This window comes from Lysinibacillus sp. VIII_CA (genome assembly GCF_049943995.1).
In the GTDB taxonomy this organism is placed as follows: domain Bacteria; phylum Bacillota; class Bacilli; order Bacillales_A; family Planococcaceae; genus Lysinibacillus; species Lysinibacillus pinottii.
On the sequence record NZ_JBNFXM010000002.1, the window covers coordinates 85,082 to 107,206 of the forward strand.

Annotated in this window: 18 protein-coding genes; 14 read left to right on the top strand and 4 right to left on the bottom strand. The window is 38.6% G+C overall.

Translation table 11 applies throughout. From position 1 onward, the window contains the following. The first annotated feature begins 73 nt into the window (after window positions 1–73). The 7 genes from ACP3VS_RS03715 to ACP3VS_RS03745 all read left to right on the top strand — a co-directional run bounded on the left by ACP3VS_RS03715 (window position 74) and on the right by ACP3VS_RS03745 (window position 8,266). Window positions 74–592, top strand: coding sequence for a hypothetical protein (locus ACP3VS_RS03715; protein ID WP_036162320.1), 519 nt, complete (start codon window positions 74–76; stop codon window positions 590–592). Between the two features lie 72 nt (window positions 593–664). Continuing rightward, window positions 665–1,489 carry a DUF1444 domain-containing protein gene (locus tag ACP3VS_RS03720; RefSeq protein ID WP_012295699.1) on the top strand — a complete coding sequence of 275 codons (825 nt, stop codon included), beginning with the start codon at window positions 665–667 and terminating at the stop codon, window positions 1,487–1,489. Further along, on the top strand, window positions 1,486–2,100 hold the full coding sequence (gene ytpR, locus ACP3VS_RS03725; protein WP_012295698.1) for a YtpR family tRNA-binding protein: 615 nt from the start codon (window positions 1,486–1,488) through the stop codon (window positions 2,098–2,100). Before ACP3VS_RS03720 ends, ytpR begins: the two co-directional genes overlap by 4 nt. Window positions 2,101–2,361: 261 nt before the next feature. Further along, window positions 2,362–5,490, top strand: coding sequence for a DNA translocase FtsK (locus ACP3VS_RS03730; RefSeq protein ID WP_036162318.1), 3,129 nt, complete (start codon window positions 2,362–2,364; stop codon window positions 5,488–5,490). A 227-nt stretch (window positions 5,491–5,717) separates the two neighbouring features. Next, entirely contained in the window at window positions 5,718–7,031 is a 1,314-nt protein-coding gene (gene murC / locus ACP3VS_RS03735) for a UDP-N-acetylmuramate--L-alanine ligase (protein ID WP_012295696.1), read from the top strand. Window positions 7,032–7,139: 108 nt separating this feature from the next. Continuing rightward, entirely contained in the window at window positions 7,140–7,637 is a 498-nt protein-coding gene (locus ACP3VS_RS03740) for a DUF948 domain-containing protein (protein WP_031418589.1), read from the top strand. Window positions 7,638–7,774: 137 nt separating this feature from the next. Further along, window positions 7,775–8,266, top strand: coding sequence for a YtxH domain-containing protein (locus ACP3VS_RS03745; RefSeq protein ID WP_012295694.1), 492 nt, complete (start codon window positions 7,775–7,777; stop codon window positions 8,264–8,266). Window positions 8,267–8,318: 52 nt separating this feature from the next. Here ACP3VS_RS03745 and ACP3VS_RS03750 read toward each other — a convergent pair whose 3' ends face one another. Next, a complete protein-coding gene (locus ACP3VS_RS03750) occupies window positions 8,319–10,472 on the bottom strand; it encodes a cell division FtsA domain-containing protein (RefSeq protein WP_012295693.1) in 2,154 nt (717 codons plus the stop codon). 174 nt (window positions 10,473–10,646) lie between these two features. On the opposite strand from ACP3VS_RS03750, the gene ACP3VS_RS03755 reads away from it, so the two are divergent. Further along, complete coding sequence (locus tag ACP3VS_RS03755; protein ID WP_012295692.1) at window positions 10,647–11,732, top strand: bifunctional 3-deoxy-7-phosphoheptulonate synthase/chorismate mutase; 1,086 nt, start codon at window positions 10,647–10,649, stop codon at window positions 11,730–11,732. Window positions 11,733–11,906: 174 nt separating this feature from the next. Continuing rightward, on the top strand, window positions 11,907–12,911 hold the full coding sequence (gene ccpA, locus ACP3VS_RS03760) for a catabolite control protein A (protein WP_012295691.1): 1,005 nt from the start codon (window positions 11,907–11,909) through the stop codon (window positions 12,909–12,911). 146 nt (window positions 12,912–13,057) lie between these two features. Here ccpA and ACP3VS_RS03765 read toward each other — a convergent pair whose 3' ends face one another. From ACP3VS_RS03765 to ACP3VS_RS03775, 3 genes are read right to left on the bottom strand one after another with little or no spacing between them, the layout of a single operon-like run. Continuing rightward, window positions 13,058–14,218, bottom strand: a complete 1,161-nt coding sequence (locus ACP3VS_RS03765) for an acetoin utilization protein AcuC (protein WP_012295690.1) — start codon at window positions 14,216–14,218, stop codon at window positions 13,058–13,060. Continuing rightward, the gene (locus tag ACP3VS_RS03770; protein ID WP_012295689.1) at window positions 14,218–14,865 is read right to left on the bottom strand and encodes an acetoin utilization AcuB family protein; all 648 of its coding nucleotides are present in this window, start codon (window positions 14,863–14,865) and stop codon (window positions 14,218–14,220) included. The genes ACP3VS_RS03765 and ACP3VS_RS03770 overlap by 1 nt, the downstream gene beginning before the upstream one ends. Before the next feature lie 24 nt (window positions 14,866–14,889). After that, the gene (locus ACP3VS_RS03775; protein ID WP_031418591.1) at window positions 14,890–15,522 is read right to left on the bottom strand and encodes a GNAT family N-acetyltransferase; all 633 of its coding nucleotides are present in this window, start codon (window positions 15,520–15,522) and stop codon (window positions 14,890–14,892) included. A 330-nt stretch (window positions 15,523–15,852) separates the two neighbouring features. Here ACP3VS_RS03775 and acsA point away from each other — a divergent pair, with 330 nt between their 5' ends. The 5 genes from acsA (at window position 15,853) to ACP3VS_RS03800 (ending at window position 22,086) form a co-directional block, all read left to right on the top strand. Next, window positions 15,853–17,580, top strand: a complete 1,728-nt coding sequence (gene acsA, locus ACP3VS_RS03780) for an acetate--CoA ligase (protein ID WP_419197098.1) — start codon at window positions 15,853–15,855, stop codon at window positions 17,578–17,580. Window positions 17,581–17,814: 234 nt separating this feature from the next. After that, a complete protein-coding gene (gene argC / locus ACP3VS_RS03785; protein ID WP_031418593.1) occupies window positions 17,815–18,849 on the top strand; it encodes an N-acetyl-gamma-glutamyl-phosphate reductase in 1,035 nt (344 codons plus the stop codon). 52 nt (window positions 18,850–18,901) lie between these two features. Beyond that, window positions 18,902–20,134: a bifunctional glutamate N-acetyltransferase/amino-acid acetyltransferase ArgJ gene (gene argJ / locus ACP3VS_RS03790; RefSeq protein ID WP_426388387.1), complete on the top strand. Its 1,233-nt coding sequence runs from the start codon at window positions 18,902–18,904 to the stop codon at window positions 20,132–20,134. Continuing rightward, window positions 20,097–20,882, top strand: a complete 786-nt coding sequence (gene argB / locus ACP3VS_RS03795; protein ID WP_197149639.1) for an acetylglutamate kinase — start codon at window positions 20,097–20,099, stop codon at window positions 20,880–20,882. Before argJ ends, argB begins: the two co-directional genes overlap by 38 nt. 73 nt (window positions 20,883–20,955) lie before the next feature. After that, window positions 20,956–22,086 (top strand): acetylornithine transaminase, encoded by a 1,131-nt coding sequence (locus ACP3VS_RS03800; protein WP_012295683.1) that lies wholly within the window; start codon window positions 20,956–20,958, stop codon window positions 22,084–22,086. The last annotated feature ends 39 nt before the right edge of the window (window positions 22,087–22,125 follow it).

Here is a 22,125-nt window from a genome sequence, read left to right on the forward strand (position 1 = left end):
GAGAGGTTGCATCTTCCTAATAATTTTTTTAAAATAGAAAAAAGTTAGTAGTGAAAGAGAAAGGAAGAGAGACATGTCATATAAATGGCTAAAAGCTATTGGCCTGACGCTGTTACTTCTGATGCTTTCTGGCTGCAATCAATCGATCGATGAGCAAATTGCCAACGGGCTTCAATTCACAGAAACGGTTTTTGCAGAAGAGCCTGAAGAACATACCGAGGAAATTGGAGATATTAATTTTTACCTACCTTCAAATTTTAAAGTTGAAGATAGTTCAGATGCTTACAATATTGTTATTTCAAAAGGAAAAGAAAGCTATATCCTTTTCATTAACGATAGAGAGGCACCAAATAGTAAACTTTATTATCAACTTTTAAAAGAAAATGAAGCTAATAAAATCATTCAGGAAACCACTTATGATAAGGATGGTCGTTTTGGCTTTACAGCGGTACTAAAAACAGATGATGAGAATGAAATGGAGCTCATTGTGAGTAGTGGTGGCGTGAAAATGACCACGATTTCTCAGGCAAAGCATATAGAAGATAATTTACGAGAGATGACGAAAATAGTTCATTCGGTTAAGATAAAGTAAATAAACAAGATTGAACAAAACGGTTCACAAACATGTGAACCGTTTCATTTTGAAGACAGGATGTGAGAAAGAATGAAGCAATTGAAATCAGAGCAACTTGTAGAGCTTTTAAAAAAACGATTAAACGCAGAGAAATACGATTTTCATTTCGATAAAAAGCACGAAAAATTAAGATTGAATCATAAAACGATTGAAAAAGGTATGGAGCTTTCACTACCTGGGATTTTAGCAAAATACAATGATAAACAAGAGGCAGCTATTGATGAAGTTGTGTATACGATTACACAAACTTTTAATGCGATGGAACAAGAAAAAGAACAGGGTTTTCAAATGACTACACAAATTTATCCTGTTATACGTGCCACATCATATCCTCAAGCATCGAAAGAGGGCCATGCATTTATTACAACAGATCATACAGCGGAAACACGCATCTTTTATGCGCTTGATTTAGGCAAAACCTATCGTTTTATCGATGAATCTATGCTAGAAGCTTTACAATTAAGTGTAGAGCAAATTCGTGAAATGGCACGTTTTTCAGTAAAACAATTACCAACTTCCTATAAAAAGGATGAGGTCGCCGATAATATCTTTTATTTTGTTAATATGAATGATGGCTATGATGCCAGTCGAATTTTAAATGAGAGCTTTCTAAAAGATATGCGGACTCAGATAGAGGGGGATATGACATTGTCTGTGCCTCATCAAGATGTGCTGATTATAGGTGATATTCGGAATGAAACAGGGTATGATGTATTAGCGCAGATGACTATGCATTTCTTTGCAGTCGGTACAGTACCGATCACGTCGTTATCTTTTATTTATGAAGATGGGGAATTAGAACCGATCTTTATCTTAGCAAAAAACAGAGTGAAAAAGGAGCAAGAAAAACAATGAATGTATTTTACAACAAAGAGCATGTAGGAGATGTATTACTAGTTCAACTAGCAACGGAGTCTATCGTGAACACAGCAGTAGAACGTGCTGGGGATATTGCTATATTAAAAGAAGCTCAAACTGGTGAAATTAAAGCATTTAATTTATTTAACGCGAGCCAATATATACAAACAGATGCAAAAGGATTAGTTGAGGTAACACCAGTGTTAGTTGAACAATTAGCTGCAGCAATCGAAAAGAACGGTGCTAGCATTAGCCTAGATGTTGACTTTTCTCCGAAGTTTGTCATAGGTTTTGTAGAAACGAAAGAAAAGCATCCAAATGCTGATAAATTAAGTATCTGTTCTGTAAACGTTGGAGATGAAACTTTACAAATTGTTTGTGGCGCACCAAATGTAGAGGCGGGACAAAAGGTGGTTGTTGCAAAAATTGGTGCGGTCATGCCTTCAGGAATGCTTATAAAAGAAGGGAATTTAAGAGGCGTGGATTCATTTGGCATGCTTTGTTCAGCACGTGAGCTAGCAATTCCGAATGCTCCTTCTGAAAAAGGAATCTTAGTTTTGCCTGAGGATGCTATCGTTGGTAGTGCATTTGAATCATCAGGTAAATAATAAATACATCTTTTGATAATAAAGTTATTAAAAGTTTAGTTTTTTATCATGATATTATCCAATGGGTCAAGGTGAAAATCCCTAAATCGTTATGTTACTAATATGCTAGTAACATAACGATTTTTTTGTGTAGAATGAGCCTCTAAATGCAAGTTTCGCGATCGTTTTTATGGTATGCTTTTGATATAGACATTGAGCTATTGATTTGAAGAAAATTAGACAATGCTATAAATGAAGTGTAAGAGAAATGAGTGAAATGAAGTGAATTGGTTTAAAAAACAAATAAATAAAATTTTAAATAAAGATGAATATGAGTACGAGTATGAAGAATTTTATGAGGACTACGAAGAGGAACAAACAGAACAGCTACATATGCAGCAAGAACAACCCATGACTAAGCAAAAAACTTTCCGTTTCCCATTGATTGACGATGATGAGGAAGGCGTCGTGTCACAAACGCGCCAAAAAGAAATGTTTGATCAGGTAGAAAATGATGATTATTATGGGCAAATTGAGGATTTATCTTTACCCAAGCATTTAAATCAACATATCGTTGATTCAAGTGTTTACGATGTAGATGTTACAGGGATTCGAGATTTGTTAGCGAATCGTTCAAAACGCACTGGTAGAAAATCAACAATGAAAAGTCAACCAGTCCAACACGAACATCGTTCAAGAGCGAGTTTAGTTTTTCGAGATGCACAAGATCGAGAAGAGTCAATCATACCTCAGACTACATCTGTACCAAAAGATAAACTCGAGTGGAAAGAACAAAAAGTTCAAAAAGTAGATAGCGATTTTCTTGAAAATCGTAAACGCTTTATCCCAACGGACGTACCTTCACCCGTCTATGGGTTTGCGAAACCAAGTCCTATTAATGAATTATTGGATAAAAGAAAAGAAGAACATGAGTCACAAGAAACAACTAGGATGACCTCTGATTTATTGACAATTCATCAGCCATTAAAAGAAGCGACAACAAATGAGGCTAATGAAAATATACTAGAAGAAAAAGAGCCGCCTAGTACAGCTCATCGTGTTGAATTCGAACATGAAATCCATGAACCGATTGTTGAACCTATTACATTTGATGATGATGTATTGGATGAAGAAAAGGATGTACCAGACAGTGCGCTCACGGATATCGTGGTACCACAAACCACACCTTTTGCCATGGCATTTGAAGATCAAGTGAAGGAAGCTGCTAAGCAAGATCAAACCATACAACAGCTTTCAGCAGATCAGTCTGAGATTCATGTTAAAGAATTGATTGTGGAACAAGTCCAAATTGAAAATTCTACCATTCATATTGGAGAGGTAACGGTTGTACAGCCTCCGAGTAATGAAGAGGACCATCCGGTGAAGCTTGATGAACAATCATCATCAGATGCTATCCCAAAAGAAGAAAAAAGTCGCATTCCTTTCAATGTGCTAATGCTAAAAACAGATAAAGAAAAATGGCGAATTCAACAGCAAATGAAAGTGGTCCAACCTATTCGTGTGGAAAGTAATCCGGAAGCGGTAGAAGATGTGCTGATTGATGGGGCGGAAGCTAAAGAAGAGGAACACTCGCCTTCTGAGAGCATAGATTCAAATGCTATACAGCTAGTTGAACCACAGCTGGAGGAAGAAAGTGATTCACAATCTGCTTTTTGTAGTCAAGAAGATGTTGAATGCCATCGACACGAAGAAAACAGAGATTTTAACACAGAAACTAAATCAGAAAGTCCGGTAGCGGTTATTACGATGGCTCCTGTAACAACTTTGACTAGTGTATCCGAGAATGATGCAATAGAAATTGAAAGAATTAATGCTGATGAAGTTGCTGCAACAACAGAGCTAGAAGCAGAGGTCATTTCAGTTACTGAAGTTCTTCCTGAAATTGTAGAGGATTCTCCAGTTAAACCTGTGGAAAACCAACAACAGGTTTTAGAAGCAGAACAGGAGCTACCAGTTGAGGAAAAAACAAAACCTGTTCATGTTTATCAAAAGCCTACTGACGAATATTTAGAGCCACCAGAGGAAAAAACACAGGATACAGATTGGATGGAGCAGCAGGGTGATACATTGGTGGAAGCACTTTCTTATTTCCAGGTTTCTGCTCAAATTGAATCGATTATGCAGGGACCTGCAGTTACTCAATTTGAAATTACTGTGAGTCACGGTACGAAAGTAAGCAAGATTAGAAATTTAGCAGATGATTTAAAGCTTGCTTTAGCAGCAAAGGATATTCGTATTCAAGCACCGATCCCTGGGAAAAGTTCGATTGGTATTGAGATTCCAAACCGAGTATCAAGAGCTGTACGATTATCTGAAGTGACGAATAGCGCATCCTTCCTTGAATCAAATTCGCCGTTAGAGGCAGCTTTAGGTCTTGATCTAACAGGTAAGCCTGTTACACTAGATTTACGAAAAATGCCCCACGGTTTAATTGCTGGTGCGACAGGCTCGGGTAAATCCGTTTGTATTAATTCTATTTTGGTTAGTTTATTATATAAAGCTGCACCACATGAACTAAAACTAATGTTGATCGATCCTAAAATGGTAGAACTGGCGCCATTTAACCATATCCCACACTTAGTAAGCCCTGTAATCACAGATGTGAAGGCTGCAACAGCAGCACTTAAATGGGCTGTAGAGGAGATGGAACGTCGATATCAACTGTTTGCGCATGCAGGTGCAAGGGATATTACGCGTTATAATGCAATTGCAGATAAAAATAATGAACATAGCCTGAAATTGCCATATATTTTAATTGTTATTGACGAGTTGGCCGATTTAATGATGATGTCTCCAGCAGATGTAGAGGAGGCAATTTGCCGTATTGCTCAAAAGGCACGTGCATGTGGAATTCATTTAATTGTTGCAACACAAAGACCATCTGTAGACGTTATTACAGGATTAATTAAATCCAATATTCCTACACGTATTGCCTTTGCAGTATCTTCACAAATTGATTCTCGTACAATTTTGGATGGGCAGGGAGCAGAAAGGTTACTTGGACGAGGCGATATGCTATATTTAGGTAACGGTATGTCTGCACCAGTACGTCTCCAGGGAACATTTGTTACAGATGATGAAATTGAAGCAATTATCGAGCATGTTCGTGAACAAGGAGAGCCTGATTATATTTTTGATCAAGAGGAACTATTGAAGAAAACAGAGGTATCCGCAGAACAGGATGATTTATTTGAAGATGTTTGTCGTTTTGTTTTTGAACAGGGGGGAGCTTCTACGTCATTGATTCAAAGAAAATATCATATTGGCTATAATCGTGCTGCTCGTTTAATTGATATGTTGGAATCACATGGCTTTATCTCAGAGGCAAGAGGTAGTAAGCCGCGTGAAAGTTTCATTACAGAAGAAGATTTAATTACTATGTTTGAATAAGAATTGCCTTGTTTTCGTCTACATTAACTAATTTACGTCGAAATTAGTTTTTTTAGAAAAGTTACACATCTATCCTTATGCATAAAAAGTGCTATAATAGACAAGATGTGTTGAATAGTACGTATTTTTTAATACTTGTGAAGGTATTAATACCTAATCAACCTTGAAATAATACGATACACCTAAGATGATAGATGGGATATTGAAATTCCCGGGGGGTTTAATTAATGACAGTTTTTCATTTCACAGGCATTAAAGGTTCTGGCATGAGTCCACTTGCACAAATCTTATTTGATGCTGGTGAACAAGTACAGGGCTCAGATGTCGATAAATATTTCTTCACGGAGCAGCCGTTACGTGAACGAAATATTCCAATTTTTACATTTAATGCAGATAATATTAAAGAAGGCATGACTGTAATTGCAGGTAATGCTTTTCCTGATGACCATCCAGAATTAATTCGTGCACGAGAAATCGGAGTAGAGATTATTCGTTACCATAAATTTTTAGGAGAATATATCGGTAACTATATATCCATTGCCATAACAGGTGCCCACGGTAAAACTTCAACTACAGGTTTAATGGCACATGTGGTAGGTGGTTACAAACCAACTTCTTATTTAATCGGTGATGGTACTGGTGCTGGTCATGCAAATGCTGACTTCTTTGTGATGGAGGCATGTGAATACCGACGCCATTTCTTAGCATATAATCCTGACTATGCGGTAATGACAAATATTGATTTTGATCACCCAGACTACTTTGCAAATATAGAGGATGTCTATTCTGCTTTTCAATCATTAGCTTTACAAGTAAAAAAAGCTATTATTGCATGTGGTGATGATGAACAACTTCAGCGTATCCAAGCAAAAGTACCAGTTGTTTATTATGGATTTGGTTCAGAGAATGATTTCGAAGCTCGTAATGTTGAAAAAACGACAGAAGGTACAAAATTTGATGTTTTCGTTCGCAATGAATTTTATAGCACTTTCTTTATTCCATTATTTGGGGATCATGCGATTTTAAATACATTAGCGGTCATTACTCTATGTGAATATGAAGGAATTTCACCTGACATTATTCAAGATCGTTTGCACACATATAAAGGTGTAAAAAGACGTTTTACCGAAACAGATATAGGGGATAATGTATTAATAGATGACTATGCCCATCATCCAACGGAAATTCGTGCTACCATTCAATCAGCGCGACAAAAGTTCCCAGATCGTGAGCTAGTTGCTATATTCCAACCACATACATTTACACGTACACAAGCTTTTTTACAAGATTTCGCAGATAGTCTAAGCCTTGCAGATACAGCCTATTTATGTGATATTTTTGGCTCTGCAAGAGAAACGCAAGGCGCACTTTCTATTCAAGATTTGGCGTCATTAATCGAGGGCAGTGCAGTGATTACCACTGAAGGAATTGATATACTAACAAAACATCAAGGTGCAGTATTCTTATTTATGGGTGCTGGAGATGTTCATAAATTCCAAGATGCTTTTGAAGCCGTGCTTAAAAACGATGAAACAGCTTAGTCCGTAGGGGTTAAGCTGTTTTTTTAAAATTTGAGCAGGAATTCCGTTTTTTTTGTCGAAGATAGGGAAAGTAATAGTAAAGAGAATTTACTAGCAGGAGGTCAACTTATGGAAGTGATTTTGTATATTGCAGCCATTATCGCTGCAATCGGGTTTTTAATTTTATGTGTGAGTGTAGGAATGACATTATTCTCGCTCAAGTCCATCTTAAGCAGTTTATCTGGGACATTATCAGGTATTGAAGGACAAATGGAAGGGGTCACACGTGAAACGACTTCTTTATTAACCAAAACAAATAGCTTAGCAGAGGATATTCAACATAAATCTGAACAGTTAAATTCAGTGGTTCAAGCTGTTAAAGGTATTGGTGATTCTGTCAATGGTTTAAATAATTCTGTACAGCAAATTACTTCTTCTGTTTCGAAAAGCGTAGAACAAAATGAAGAAAAAATTGCGCAAGTAGTACAGTGGAGCAATGTTGCAATGGGTATTGCTGATAAATGGAAAAAGCGCAAAATCATAGAGCAAGAATCTGTATCTGAGGATGTGTATGGCTTTGAAACGGTACAAGTAGAAAAGCCAAAAAGAAAATGGGGTCGTAAATAGTGAAAATTATTCAGTAAGTATTTGATACTGTCTGAATAAAAATAAAGTCTTGGACATAAATTGAACATGCCTCTGTAAAAAGTAGATGGACAACCTGTCCAGACAAAATTGATAATATGATGGGGAGGAATTGTTGCATGACAACACAAAAGCCAAATTTTAATGAAGTAAAGGAAAAACAGCTTGAAAGTTCATTGCCTCAGCTTTATCATCCGCAAGACTCGATTTATGAAGAGGAGCGTGTAAACATGAAAGATTTTGTGATTGGCGCATTAGTAGGTGGAATTGTAGGTGCTGCAGCAGGTCTACTATTAGCTCCAAAATCAGGAAAAGATTTACGTAGTGATGTGGCTGTACAAGCTGTTCATTTAAAAGATAAGAGTGCAGACTTCTCGACAACTGCAAAAGATAAAACAGTACAACTTTCTAAACAAATTCAAGAACAATCTACACAATTAGTGGAGAAAGTAAAAACTTTAAAAACGGCAAAGGCCCCTGCTGTTTTTGACGATGGTACGGTTTCCTTTGAGGGCGAGGAACCACTAGAGGATTTTATTCCTAACGAGGAAGTCAAAGCAGAAGAGAAAAAAGACGAAACAAAAGAGTCAAATGAAGAAGTACGTGCATAATGCATAACGAAAAGGGATACGTTACATGATCGTCGTGTAACGTATCCCTTTTTTAAACGATAGGGGTTTCGGCTAATAGTATTTCAAGTCGATCGCCACCGAAAATTTCCGTATCAAAACTTGCAGGCTGACCGTTTCTTAAAATGGTGAAGTTTCCTTTGAATGTGCTTGGGAGCTGCCAATTAGAAAAGCGAAATACATCTTGATAGATCCAAGGACTACGATCTTTTTCTGTAAAAATTACAGTGGCTCCATTCGGTACAGTTGAAAGAGGAGATACAATCATTTGATTGACCAGTGCTTCATGTACTGTTTTGGAAAGCTCCACTACTTCATTTTGGAAATGAATGATCATTTTATCTTCCAGCAAAAGATTCATTTGGTCCGCAATTCGCTGAACAGTTGGCAATGATTGCTGCTGAAAGTTAATCACATCGCCATCCTGCACTGCATAGCTCAATTTTGCCGTTTTTCCATTTATCATTAATGGAGAAGAAAACTCAGGTAAAAATAATGGCTGTCCATCGACATGAATGGTATAAGACTCAAATTGCTTTAATAAATCCCAATTATTTGTAACTTTGAAAATTTCCTCAATGGTTTCCGCTATATCAAAAACGACGCTATCACGATCATTTAAAACAGTATCAATGGATGCAGGAGAGTGATTGACTGTAATTTTCGGCTCAATTACATATTTTGTATTTTGGATAGTAATGGTCTTGATTGCAGCATTATCAATAAGATCTCTCACCGTTACTGTGGCTGGCTGTCCATCTTGTCCCTCCACTAGCTGAATGGCATCGCCTGTTTTAATCAATGTTTTCGTTGATGCCTGTTGTCCGTTTACTACTATTTCAGCCGGCTGCCCATGACCACCAGGAATGAATATATCTTGTCCATTGACACTAATAGATAAACCGTGGCCAGGTTTTCCATATAATTGTTTAGCACGGATATTGGCCGCTAAAAAAGCATCGGCAACTGTCATTTCTTTCAGCTCAAAAAGACGGACCACCTGATTATTGACAGTTAAACTCATATATTGGATGGGCATTTTTTTCGCTGCAATGGCAATACCGATTGGCGTAACTAACTCTGGTGATGCTTTAATATGCTCTTCCTTCGTCAGGTTTTGAATAGCATCAATGCCTCTAACAGCTATACGGTTTGCTGGTAAATCTAGGACTAGACCAAGTTCTGTTGTTAGGTTAGGTGTTAAGCTACCTCCTCCAACAAGCATAACAGCCTTTGGAGCCACTCGGTTATTGAGTCGTAAAATTTCTTCGCCAATGGACTTGGCAAGCTGCTTGACGGCAGGTTCAATGGCTAATAAAACTTCAGTCTTTGGGTAATACTGATCAAAACCAAGAATATCTTGAATCAATATTTCTTCTGCTGTTTGGAGCTGACGTTTTGCTATTTCGGCAACAGGGAAGTCTAGTAAATAATGGTCACTTAAAGCTTCTGTTATTTCATCGCCTGCTGTTGGAACCATACCATAGGCCACAACAGTACTTTTATCAGTAATGGCAATATCAGAAGTACCTGCGCCTATATCGACTAGAGCCACATTTAAGCGACGCATAGTTGAAGGAATAAGGACATTTATAGCTGCGATAGGTTCTAATGTCAAAGCTTCCATCTCTAAATCAGCTCGTTTTAAAGCGGCAATTAGTGATTCGACTACCACACGAGGTAGGAAAGTGGCAATGACTTCAATTTGTGCCTCATCCCCTTGTTGATCTAAGAGGCTGCCAATTTCTTCACCATCCAAGCGATAGTAGAGAACTGAGTAGCCTACGCAGTAATAGTGGCTTATTTTAGCATCTTCTTTATGTTGTAAAAGTTGTTGTTGGGCTTGTTGAACTGCTTGGAGCTCTAAGCGGCTTATATCTTCTTCTGTAAAAATAGGACGATTACGTATATTAATCGTTACGCTAGCTTGTTCAGTTTTCAAGGATCGGCCCGCTGCCGCAACACTTACTTTCGTAAGAGGACCATGTTTCTCTTCAAGTTCGTATTTAATTGTATTAATTAATTCTGCCACATACATGACATTATGTATTTGACCATCTACCATGGCACGTTCTTTATGCTCTTTCACTACTATATCTTCCACGTGAAAATGGTCATTTTCTTCTTGAAGAATAATCCCGACCACTGAGCGTGTACCAATATCAAGTGCAAATAATTTAGAACTCAATGTAATCGCTTCCTTTCGCGTTATATCTCAATTTCAATTTAGCGAGTTGAAGCGCTAAATTAAAAATGCGTGACATTCTGAACAACATTGATTATAATATTGCTATTATCTAAAAATGTAACATACATTTCAGAGTTCTGAAAGTGTCTGTCATGAGGAGAGGAGCAAGAAAGCATGAGCCAAAAAGATTTAGAAAGCTTACGTAGCCAAATCGACGAATTAAACTTAGAAATTCTTCGTCTTATTAACGAACGTGCAGCTGTAGTTGATGAAATCGGTAAAATTAAAGAAAAACAAGGTGTAAATCGCTATGATCCACTGCGTGAAAGACACATGCTTGATCTTATTAAAGAACACAACCAAGGTCCATTAAACCAAATGACGGTAGACTATATATTTAAACAAATCTTTAAAACAGCTTTAAAGCAGCTTGAAGCTGATAAAAAGAAAGAATTACTTGTATCTCGTAAGAAAAAATCCGAAGATACAGTTATTAATATCAATGGTGAGTTAATTGGTCAAGGGAAGCCATCTTTCGTATTTGGTCCTTGTGCTGTTGAATCTTATGAACAAGTAGCTGCAGTAGCGGCTTCTATTAAAGCAAAAGGTGAAAAGCTAATCCGTGGTGGTGCCTATAAGCCACGTACTTCTCCATACGACTTCCAAGGTCTTGGATTAGAGGGTTTAAAAATTTTAAAACGTGTGTCTGAGGAATATGGTTTAGGTGTGATTACAGAAATTGTGACACCAGGTCATTTAGAGGAAGCCTTAGATTATATTGATGTGATTCAAATCGGGGCACGAAATATGCAAAACTTTGAATTATTAAAAGCAGCAGGTGCAACTAATAAACCAGTCCTACTAAAACGAGGTTTAGCTGCAACAATTGATGAGTTCATCCATGCAGCAGAATACATTATGTCTAAAGGAAATGAAAATATTATCCTTTGTGAACGTGGTATTCGTACTTATGAAAAAGCAACTCGTAATACGTTAGATATTTCTGCTGTACCAGTGTTAAAACAAGAAACGCATTTGCCAGTATTCGTAGATGTAACACACTCAACAGGTCGTCGTGATTTATTGTTACCATGTGCCAAAGCAGCCATTGCAATCGGTGCTGATGGTGTCATGGCAGAAGTACATCCAGATCCATCTGTAGCACTTTCTGATTCACAACAACAAATGGACATCCCAACATTCGATGCATTCTATGAAACAATACAAAAATTCATGAAAAATCATGAAATTCATGCTTAATTGTTAACAGCACACACCGCTTGCTTACTTTAGCAGGCGGTGTTTGTTATATCGTGACAAAATAATGTCTAGAATAGGACTATTAGTACTTGGTTTTTACGTAGTTCTTCTTGAAAGTAATATGAAAATTATCGTATGATAAGGCTATAATAGGAAAAAAGGGAGGCACGTACGATGACTGTTACAATTTATGATGTTGCAAGAGAAGCAAATGTTTCTATGGCAACCGTCTCTCGTGTAGTCAATGGCAATCAAAACGTAAAACCAGCAACACGAAAAAAAGTACTAGAAGTAATTGAACGATTGGAATACCGTCCAAACGCAGTAGCGCGTGGATTAGCAAGTAAGAAAACAACAACAGTTGGCGTGATTATCCCAGATATTGCAAACAATGTTTATGCAGAGCTGGCTCGTGGTGTAGAGGATATAGCCACAATGTACCGTTATAATATTATTTTAGCCAACTCAGATCAACATGAAGATAAAGAGTTACAGTTACTTGATACTATGCTTGGGAAACAAGTAGATGGTATTGTGATGATGAGTGATGAAGTAACAGAAAAGATGCAACAAACAATGGATCATTCACCAGTCCCGATTGTACTAGCAGGCTCTGTAGATGAATCGCAAACAATAGCTACGGTCAATATAGACTATTTCCAAGCGGCTTATGAAGCGATATCTTTACTCATTCAAAATGGACATACGCGCATTGGCTTCGTAACAGGTCCACTTTCGTATACAATTAACGGAAAATTCAAGCTAGCAGCCTATAAGAAAGCATTACAGGATGCTGGCTTGCCAATAGATGAAGCATTAATTGCTGCTGAAGAATCAAGCTATGACATGGGCTTAGAAGCTTGGGAGATTTTATCAGTGCTTGAACAGCCACCTACAGCCTATTTTGCGGGTAGTGATGAATTGGCAATTGGTTTAATTCATGGTGCACAAGATGCTGGTAAAAATGTTCCAGAGGATATCGAAGTAATTAGCTTTGAGAATTCTAAGCTAGCACGAATGGTTCGTCCACAACTAACAAGTGTTGCATTACCCCTGTACGACATTGGTGCTGTTGCTATGCGCTTACTTACTAAATTGATGAGTAAGGAGCCTGTCGAGGATGAGGCAGTGATTTTACCACATCGTATTGAACATCGACAATCTGTTAAAAGTAAATAATAAGTAGGAACACGTAAATCTTATCAAGGATTTGCGTGTTTTTTAATTTAAAATGGAGCGGGAAAGAGGCATGATAAAATGACCAATGCAGGGAGATCTGGCTGCAAACCAATAAAAAAACCCCACGAAAATCGTGAGGAAAAGTGCTAATCTCGTTTTTCATTTCGAATAAGGTGTAGTGCTTTTGCTAACATTTGAGCATTTTTTTCCTCTATTTCTGCCTTCCTTGGAATGGGCTCATACAGAGGAATTGGGTCCTCCCAAGTTGGAATAAAAGGTACGGGAGCTTCGGGTTGCCATTGGTCAAGCCATGCCTGTGGGAGAGGTCCAGTTGGTAACGCTTGGTCAGTCATTTCTAACCAAAGTAGGGACCAAGCACGTGGAACTACTCGCCATATATCATAGCCTCCTCCACCCACTGCAATCCACTTACCATCGCAATATTCATGGGCTAATTGATGTGCGAGCTTTGGGATTTCACGATATATATTCATTGTGCCATGAAGGTGTGTCAAAGGATCAAAAAAATGGGCATCTGCTCCATTTTGTGTGAGTACTACATCTGGCTTGAAATATTCGAAAACCTCTCTCATGGATTGTTCATAGATTTCTAGGAAACTTTCATCCTCTGTAAAAGCATCCATAGGGAAATTAAAGGAGGTACCATATCCTTGTCCGTTGCCTCTTTCGGTGATATTTCCAGTTCCAGGAAATAGATAGCGTCCTGTTTCGTGAATAGACAATGTACAAACATTTGGGTCCTCGTAAAAGCTCCATTGTACTCCGTCCCCATGATGTGCGTCTGTATCAACATATAGTACACGGGCATTATATTTTTCCTGTAAATATCGAATCGCAACCGTACTATCATTGTAAATACAAAATCCTGATGCGCGACCACGAAAACCGTGATGTAGCCCTCCTCCAAGATTGAGAGCATGCTCAGCTTTACCTTCCATTACATAATCAACGGCAGTTAACGTCCCACCGACTAGTTGGGCACTTGCTTCATGCATATTTTCAAAAATCGGTGTGTCTTCAGTGCCGATACCATAGCTTTCACATTGGGCTACCGATAATTCACCATGACCTGCCCTCTTCACAATATCAATATACTTAGGGTCATGGGCAAGCAGTAGCTCCTCTTCTGTTGCAACACGAGCGGGAATAATGTCTACATCATCAAGTCCATCTATATTTTTTAGTAAATCCATCGTTAGCGTCAAGCGTTTATGATTAAAAGGATGTGAATCTGAAAATTTATATCCGAGTTGTTCTGGCGAGTAAATGAATACAGCCTTTTTCATTATAACGAAACACCTGGCAAATTAGGCCATAGTACATCAAAGCCTTCTTTGCGAAGGTCTTGAATCATAGCTAAAGGATTCAGTGTTTTTACTCGGACGCTTAAAATTTTATTTTGCGTATTTTCAGAATCAGGATAAACTAAGACGCTTTGGACATTGGCATGATGATGATGAAATATCTTTGTTATTTCAAATAAAACACCTGGCGTGTCAGCTACTCGAATTTCAATTTTTGAGCCAGGTTCCGTTCCGCCGGTCAGCTCTATATATGTATAGAGTAAATCCGTTGTAGTAACAATTCCTACTAATTTCCCTCCAGAGACAATAGGTAAACACCCTACTTTAGATTCATAGAAGGTAAGAGCGACTTCTTCAACAAAATCAAGTGGATGACCAACAAGCGGATCTTTGACCATTATTTCTTCTACTTTTGCATGAAAAACAGGAGAATTAGGTTCATCTTGTAAAGAGGAGGGCAAAACTTCTTTAATGTCTCGTTCTGTAATCACTCCTATAACGTGACGTTCCTCATCTATAACAGGTAAATGGCGAACTTTTTTGTCACGCATTAGCTTTAGTGCCTCCAACACGGTATTGGTAGGAGCTAATGTGTAAGGTTCTTCATTCATAATTTCTTCTACGATCATATACGTATCCCCTTTGCATTGGTTTTAATACATGAAACGATTTCTAAAACGAAGTCTATCAAATCTTTCGATGGTCTCAGGAGGCACGCGCTTACCTTCGCGCGCCATTAAACAATTAGCTGGGTGTGATGTGATTTCTGGATCATCCGTAGCAAAATATTCAAATCCGACAGAGCTCATCATCTTCTCCATCATTTTGCGGTAGTCCCAAACATTTAAGCCGGTCCCCTTTAAATCCCAATGCCAATAATATTCGGTAGTTATCACCAGATAATCCTCCATTTCATCACCCATAAATGAAACGGCTAGTAATGCCTTTCCTGAACCTGTTCCGCGATAGTCAGGAATCACTTCAATGGCACCTAATTCAATCATGTCATCAATTCGATCCTCTGCCCATCGTTCAAGTGGATCAGGATAAAGATAGGTCACATAGCCTACAATAATATCTTCGTTTCGAATAATAACTATACGTCCTTCAGGAAGCCCCGCAATTTCAATAATAGCTTGTTGTTGCTGTTTTGGAGGTCTAAAGGCAACCAAGCCTTCATGGAAAGAATATGTAGCTAATTTTTCTGGAGGCACAGGTCCTTCCACATACACAGTACCATGCTTAGTTTCCCTTTTGACAGAAAAAAAAGTTTTTTTATGTTCCATAATGACACCACCTGAGTTTAATAATTCCATTATAGCTGATTTCGTGCGTAAAAACGCTTATTTTTGCAAAATATACCTGTATTTTTGGAAAAGTGAAAATATTAAGACAATCCCCTTGGATTCGTGTAAAATATAATATATCGCTTCTGTTATTTAACAGATAAAAGTAGCGTAATTAAGAGTTAGGACATTTCTGATGCGGTAAACTGTTATATAACAAAAGCTAGGTAAATATGTTGCTTAGAACGTAAATTTATTATTTCAGCAGAGGGGATTGTTGAAAATAGCAAATGAACAGTTTGAAGCAAACGTAAAGAAAGGGGTAGTTTCATGGGGATGAAAATGAAGGAGAAGTTAGCGGCTTTAGCTGGTCAGCACCAGTTAATGAATTATGAAGAAGTGGCAAAGTCTCATAATTGGGCTGATACAGAAAAAGCATTTAGTTGGTACGAGACAGGTTTAGTGAATATGGCGTATGAGGCAATCGATCGCCATACTGAAACACATCGTAAAAATAAAGTTGCTCTTTATTTTAATGATGGTAAACGGAAAGAGGCGTATTCATTTAATGAAATGAAAAGGTTAACAAACAAGGCTGCTAACGTTCTTAAAACAGCTACTAATCTACAAAAAGGTGATCGTTTATTTATTTTTATGCCACGGTCGCCTGAGCTCTATTTTTCATTATTAGGTGCGTTGAAAATGGGTGTTATTGTTGGACCATTATTTGAAGCTTTTATGGAAGGTGCTGTGTATGATCGGCTAGCAGATAGTGAGGCAAAAGTATTGGTTACGACACCGGCGTTACTTGAACGTGTACCTATAGCTAAATTACCTCACCTAGAGCATGTCCTTTTAATAGGTGAAGATATTGAAGAAACATCACAAATTCTAGACTTTAATCAACGATTAAAAAGGGCTTCAGCTCAATTTGATATAGAGTGGGTAGATCAGGAAGATGGGATGATTCTTCACTATACTTCTGGATCAACTGGTGCGCCAAAAGGAGTGCTACATGTTCATTATGCAATGCTTCAACAATACCAATCTACGCAATGGGTTCTTGATTTACGTGAAGATGATATTTATTGGTGTACTGCTGATCCAGGATGGGTGACAGGAACAGCCTATGGTATTTTTGGTCCATGGTTAAATGGGGTAACAATGGTGATTGTTGGGGGAAGATTCTCACCGCAGGCATGGTATCAAGCCATTGAAGATTATGGTGTTACGGTATGGTATAGTGCACCAACTGCATTCCGTATGCTGATGGGGGCAGGGAGTGGCTTGCTTGAAAGCTATGATCTATCATCTTTGCGTCATGTGCTATCTGTCGGTGAACCATTGAACCCCGAAGTGATTCGCTGGGGAGTAGAAGAATTAGGTCATCGAATCCATGATACATGGTGGATGACAGAAACAGGAGCGCATATGATTTGTAATTATCCTTCGATGGATATTAAGCCAGGCTCAATGGGAAAACCACTTCCAGGTATTCATGCGACGATTGTAGATGATGCTGGCAACGAAGTACCACCGTTTACAATGGGGAATTTAGCTATTCAACGGGGGTGGCCAGCTATGATGCGTCAAATTTGGGGCAATCCAGAGCGCTATGAATCTTATTTCTTAAAAGGGAAATGGTATGTATCTGGAGATTCTGCCTATATGGATGATGACGGATACTTCTGGTTCCAAGGTCGAGTGGATGATGTCATTATGACGGCCGGAGAGCGTGTGGGACCATTCGAAGTGGAAAGCAAGCTATTGGAGCATCCAGATATTGTTGAAGCAGGAGTCATTGGAAAACCAGACCCAGTGCGAGGGGAAATCATCAAAGCCTTTGTATCCTTACGAGAAGGAGTAGAACCTTCCGAACGATTAATTGAGGATATAAGAGATTTTGTTAAAAAAGGGTTATCGGCTCATGCAGCACCACGTGAAATTGATTTTAAGGAAAAACTACCAAAAACACGCAGTGGTAAGATTATGCGTCGTGTATTGAAGGCATGGGAGTTAAATTTACCTACGGGTGACCTATCGACGATGGAAGACTGATAAAGTAAAGAACATCAATTGATATTTATACAACATATGCATAAAAAGAAGGCAAGCATTCTTTCATCAATCGAGTGAATGCTTACCTTCTTTTTTCTGCATTTACAATGCTTAAGAGCTGTATTAACGAGAAGTATTTAAATGCGTAAAAAATATAGAATTAAATAAAAATTCAGTTGACTTAATATTTATGCAGACGTATACTATTTTTAACTTATTTCAGAGGTGAGTGCATTGAAAGTAGGAATTGTAGGAGCAACAGGTTATGGTGGACTAGAGCTTATTCGGTTTTTACATAATCATCCAGCTGTAGAGCAGCTAGCGTTATTTACTTCTTCAGAGGAGGGAGTTCTTTTTTCTTCAAAATTTGGTCATCTTATGACGATTATTGATAGGCCATTACAGAAAATAGAGGAAGATACTTTAGCGGAATTTGATGTAGTTTTTACAAGTACACCATCTGGCGTAACAAGTAAGTTATTACCATCATTGGTTAACACGGGTCCGAAATTTATAGATTTGTCTGGTGATTACCGTTTAAAAAATCTTGCAAGCTATGAAGCGTGGTATGGCAAACAAGCAGCACCATTTGATACGGTTCAGCAAAGTGTTTATGGTTTAACTGAATGGAATTCAGAGCATATTCGACAGGCTACTCTTATTGCTAACCCAGGTTGTTACCCAACAGCGGTGTTATTATCATTACTACCGCTAGTGAAGGAACGATTAATTGATCCGAGCTTTTTAGTAATTGATGCGAAAAGTGGCATCTCAGGAGCTGGTAATAAGCCGTCACAAACTACTCATTTTAGCGAGGCGAATGAGAACTTCTCTATCTATAAAGTAAATACACATCAACATATACCAGAAATAGAACAGGCATTATCCGTATTTGCTCATACTGAAACAAACATTACTTTCAATACTCATTTAGTACCTATGACAAGAGGGATTTTAGCGACATCCTATGCGCCAGTAATGGCAGGCGTTACAGAGGCTCAGTTGGTTGGTTGCTTGCAGGAGACGTATGAAAAGCATCCATTTGTTCGAATGGTTACAGATGCTACTAGCTTAGGAACTAATCGTGTTAAGGGGTCCAATTATTGCGATATTTTGGTGAAAGTAGATTCTCGTACAAATCGTGCCACGATTGTAAGTGTGATTGACAATCTAGTCAAAGGGGCTGCAGGGCAAGCTATCCAAAATATGAATGTACAATTTGACCTACCACAAACGACAGGTCTTGATGTCGTACCGTTCTTTATTTAACAGTTTTTATGTTTTTATGTTTAGTTTGATGAAAAATAAGGAGGAATTATGGATGACAGTTACTACATCAATAAATGTAATGAAAAAGTTATCAAGTAAAAATATCGTTTCACCAAAAGGCTTTAAGGCAGCTGGGTTACATTGTGGTTTAAAACATAAGAAGAAAGATTTAGCCATATTAGTAAGTGAGGTACCAGCTAGTGTTGCTGGTGTTTTTACAACAAATGCTGTGCAGGCAGCCCCGTTAAAAGTAACAAAGGAAGTTGTTTACACAACAAAAAAAATGCAGGCGATAATCGTGAATTCGGGCAATGCCAATGCTTGTACAGGGAAGCAAGGCGTTAAGGATGCCCAAACAATGCAGGCGCAAGTGGCTGAAAAATTAGGGATTGCGCCTGAATTGGTGGGAGTTTGTTCAACGGGCGTCATTGGCGAAATGATGAAGCTGGAGCCAGTAGTAAATGGTATTCAACAGCTAGAACCGAAGGCCAATTTAGAAAGTGCTATTGACTTTGCGCAGGCAATCTTAACAACAGATACAGTTATGAAGAACACAAGCTATAGTACAACGGTAGATGGCAAGGAAATCATTATCGCTGGTGTTGCGAAGGGTTCAGGCATGATTGAACCAAATATGGCAACCATGTTGGGCTTTATTACGACAGATGCCCAAATAGAATCTGATGTATTACAAAATGCATTATCCGATATTACTAATCTCACGTTTAATGCCATTACCGTAGATGGGGATACATCTACAAACGACACAGTTGTTGTATTGGCGAACGGCTTCGCAGGAAATAAGACGTTAACACCTGAGCATCCAGATTGGTTAAATTTCTATTACACATTGAAAACGGTAGCCGAAGATTTAGCAAAAATGATTGCCAAGGATGGAGAAGGGGCAACTAAGCTCATTGAAGTGGAAGTTGTTGGCGCAGTTGCAGATGAAGAGGCACGAAAAATCGCCAAGACCGTCGTAGGCTCGCCACTTGTAAAGACTGCTGTTTTTGGCTGTGATGCGAACTGGGGACGAATTATTGCAGCAGTAGGGTATAGTGGTGCCACTGTAGACCCAGATAAAATTACGATTCAAATTGGAGGCGCTACAATGGTAGAAAACGGCGAACCAATTCCTTTCTCAGAGGATGAATTAATACAAATTTTAAAAATGCATGAAGTGAAAATATATGTGTCTCTTGGTATGGGTGAAGGTAAGGGGCATGCTTGGGGATGTGACTTAACGTATGACTACGTCCAAATCAACGCATCATACCGCTCGTAAACGAATGGTGATTAAGCTCGGTGGTAGTACACTGGAGGGCTTAAATAAAGATTTTTTTTATCATTTTAAAAAGCTTCAAGATAGCGGTGTGGAGCTTATTATTACTCATGGCGGGGGCCCAGCTATTAATCGTGAATTAGCTGCTCGAGGCATAGAATCGCATACATTAAATGGTATACGTGTGACAAATGAGGCAGCTATGAATGTTGTCCAATCCACTCTAATTGGGCAGGTTAACCCTACTTTAGTTCATGACTTAACAAGTGCTGGCGTCGAGGCCATTGGGCTAAACGGTTATGATGGTCAATTAATGGTGGCAGATTATTTAGATAAAGATGTTTATGGTTATGTAGGAGCAGTAAAAGCCATCCATACAGCCTTACTTGAAGCTTTATTGTCAGTGGGAATTGTACCCGTTATTGCTTGTGTTGGAGTAAGTGAAGCAGGTCAGGCTTTAAACATTAACGGCGATACAGTCGCAAGTGAAATAGCATTAGCCTTAGGGGCAGATAGCTTATTACTCGTTACAGATGTAAGTGGTATTCGAGTCTATGATGAATATCAAACAATGGCAACACCCACTCTCATTAATCAATGGATAGAACAAGGGCATCTATATGGAGGGATGATTCCGAAAGTACAAGGAGCGATCGATTGTTTACGTGCAGGTATACCTTCCGTGCAAATTGTGGGAGAGACATTGATTGGCACTACGATTGTCACTTCCGATAAACTTCATGCTACCTAGTGTTCTAATAAGAGCTTATGAAAAGTATAGATGTTGAAAGAAGACCATTTCAAATAATAGCGGAGATGATAACATGAGTGCGTTATTCGGGAACTACGGTAAACGTCGTGCGCAAATTGTCAAAGGGCAAGGCACCGTTGTAGAGGATTCTACAGGAAAACAATATTTAGATTTTACTAGTGGTATTGCAGTAGCAAGTCTGGGGCATGCGCATCCAGCCATTGTGCAGGCACTACAAGAGCAAAGTGAAAAGCTGTGGCATATATCGAACCTTTTTGATATCCCTGGTCAGGAAACCGTGGCTAAAAAATTAATCGCTCATACGCATTTTGCACATGCTTTTTTCTGTAATAGTGGAGCGGAGGCAAATGAAGCGGCCATTAAGTTAGCACGAAAGCATACAGGGAAAAACCATATGATTACTTTCGAAAAATCATTCCATGGTCGCACATTCGGAGCAATGTCTGCAACAGGTCAAGGCAAAATACATAACGGCTTTGGACCACTCGTTGAAAAATTTACGATTTTACCATTCAATGACGCTGCCGCACTAGAAGCTACTATTGATGACTCTGTAGCAGCCATTATGCTGGAAATGATTCAAGGAGAAGGTGGCGTTAATTGTGTATCGTTAGAATTCGCTACCGCGATTGCAAAAGCATGTGAGGACAAGGGAATATTACTCATTATTGACGAAGTACAGACTGGAATTGGAAGAACAGGAACACGCTATGCGTTTGAGCAAACGGTGTTAAAGCCACATATAGTGACATTAGCAAAAGGCTTAGGTGGTGGCTTTCCGGTAGGGGCAATGCTAGGAACTGCCGAGCTTTATGCAACCTTTAGTCCGGGTACACATGGCACTACATTTGGGGGAAACCCACTTGCAATGAATGTAGCTCAGGCCGTCTTAAGTCATGTATTTGAGCCAGCATTCTTACAGCAAGTACAAGAACAGTCAGCCTATTTTGTCGCACAACTAAAAGCGCATTTACCTTCTAATTATACCATTCAGGGTAAGGGATTAATGCTTGGAATTGGCTGTGGTGAAACAGAAGTAGCCGCGTATATTGCTGCTGCAGAAGAGAAGGGTCTCTTATTAGTAGGGGCAGGGCCAAATGTTATTCGACTATTGCCGCCACTAACTGTAACGAAGAAAGAGATAGACGAAGCAGTAGCCATTTTAAAGACCATATTATATTAATTTACTGACAAAGAACCTGCTTATTTAGCAGACTCTTTG

What these genes read in the sequence shown, in the direction of transcription:
- ACP3VS_RS03715 (WP_036162320.1), top strand. Translation starts at nt 74, where the DNA reads ATGTCATATAAATGGCTAAAAGCTATTGGCCTGACGCTGTTACTTCTG.
- ACP3VS_RS03720 (WP_012295699.1), top strand. Translation starts at nt 665, where the DNA reads ATGAAGCAATTGAAATCAGAGCAACTTGTAGAGCTTTTAAAAAAACGA.
- ytpR (WP_012295698.1), top strand. Translation starts at nt 1,486, where the DNA reads ATGAATGTATTTTACAACAAAGAGCATGTAGGAGATGTATTACTAGTT.
- murC (WP_012295696.1), top strand. Translation starts at nt 5,718, where the DNA reads ATGACAGTTTTTCATTTCACAGGCATTAAAGGTTCTGGCATGAGTCCA.
- ACP3VS_RS03740 (WP_031418589.1), top strand. Translation starts at nt 7,140, where the DNA reads ATGGAAGTGATTTTGTATATTGCAGCCATTATCGCTGCAATCGGGTTT.
- ACP3VS_RS03745 (WP_012295694.1), top strand. Translation starts at nt 7,775, where the DNA reads ATGACAACACAAAAGCCAAATTTTAATGAAGTAAAGGAAAAACAGCTT.
- ACP3VS_RS03755 (WP_012295692.1), top strand. Translation starts at nt 10,647, where the DNA reads ATGAGCCAAAAAGATTTAGAAAGCTTACGTAGCCAAATCGACGAATTA.
- ccpA (WP_012295691.1), top strand. Translation starts at nt 11,907, where the DNA reads ATGACTGTTACAATTTATGATGTTGCAAGAGAAGCAAATGTTTCTATG.
- ACP3VS_RS03765 (WP_012295690.1), bottom strand. Translation starts at nt 14,218, where the DNA reads ATGAAAAAGGCTGTATTCATTTACTCGCCAGAACAACTCGGATATAAA.
- ACP3VS_RS03770 (WP_012295689.1), bottom strand. Translation starts at nt 14,865, where the DNA reads ATGATCGTAGAAGAAATTATGAATGAAGAACCTTACACATTAGCTCCT.
- ACP3VS_RS03775 (WP_031418591.1), bottom strand. Translation starts at nt 15,522, where the DNA reads ATGGAACATAAAAAAACTTTTTTTTCTGTCAAAAGGGAAACTAAGCAT.
- acsA (WP_419197098.1), top strand. Translation starts at nt 15,853, where the DNA reads ATGGGGATGAAAATGAAGGAGAAGTTAGCGGCTTTAGCTGGTCAGCAC.
- argJ (WP_426388387.1), top strand. Translation starts at nt 18,902, where the DNA reads ATGACAGTTACTACATCAATAAATGTAATGAAAAAGTTATCAAGTAAA.
- argB (WP_197149639.1), top strand. Translation starts at nt 20,097, where the DNA reads ATGACTACGTCCAAATCAACGCATCATACCGCTCGTAAACGAATGGTG.
- ACP3VS_RS03800 (WP_012295683.1), top strand. Translation starts at nt 20,956, where the DNA reads ATGAGTGCGTTATTCGGGAACTACGGTAAACGTCGTGCGCAAATTGTC.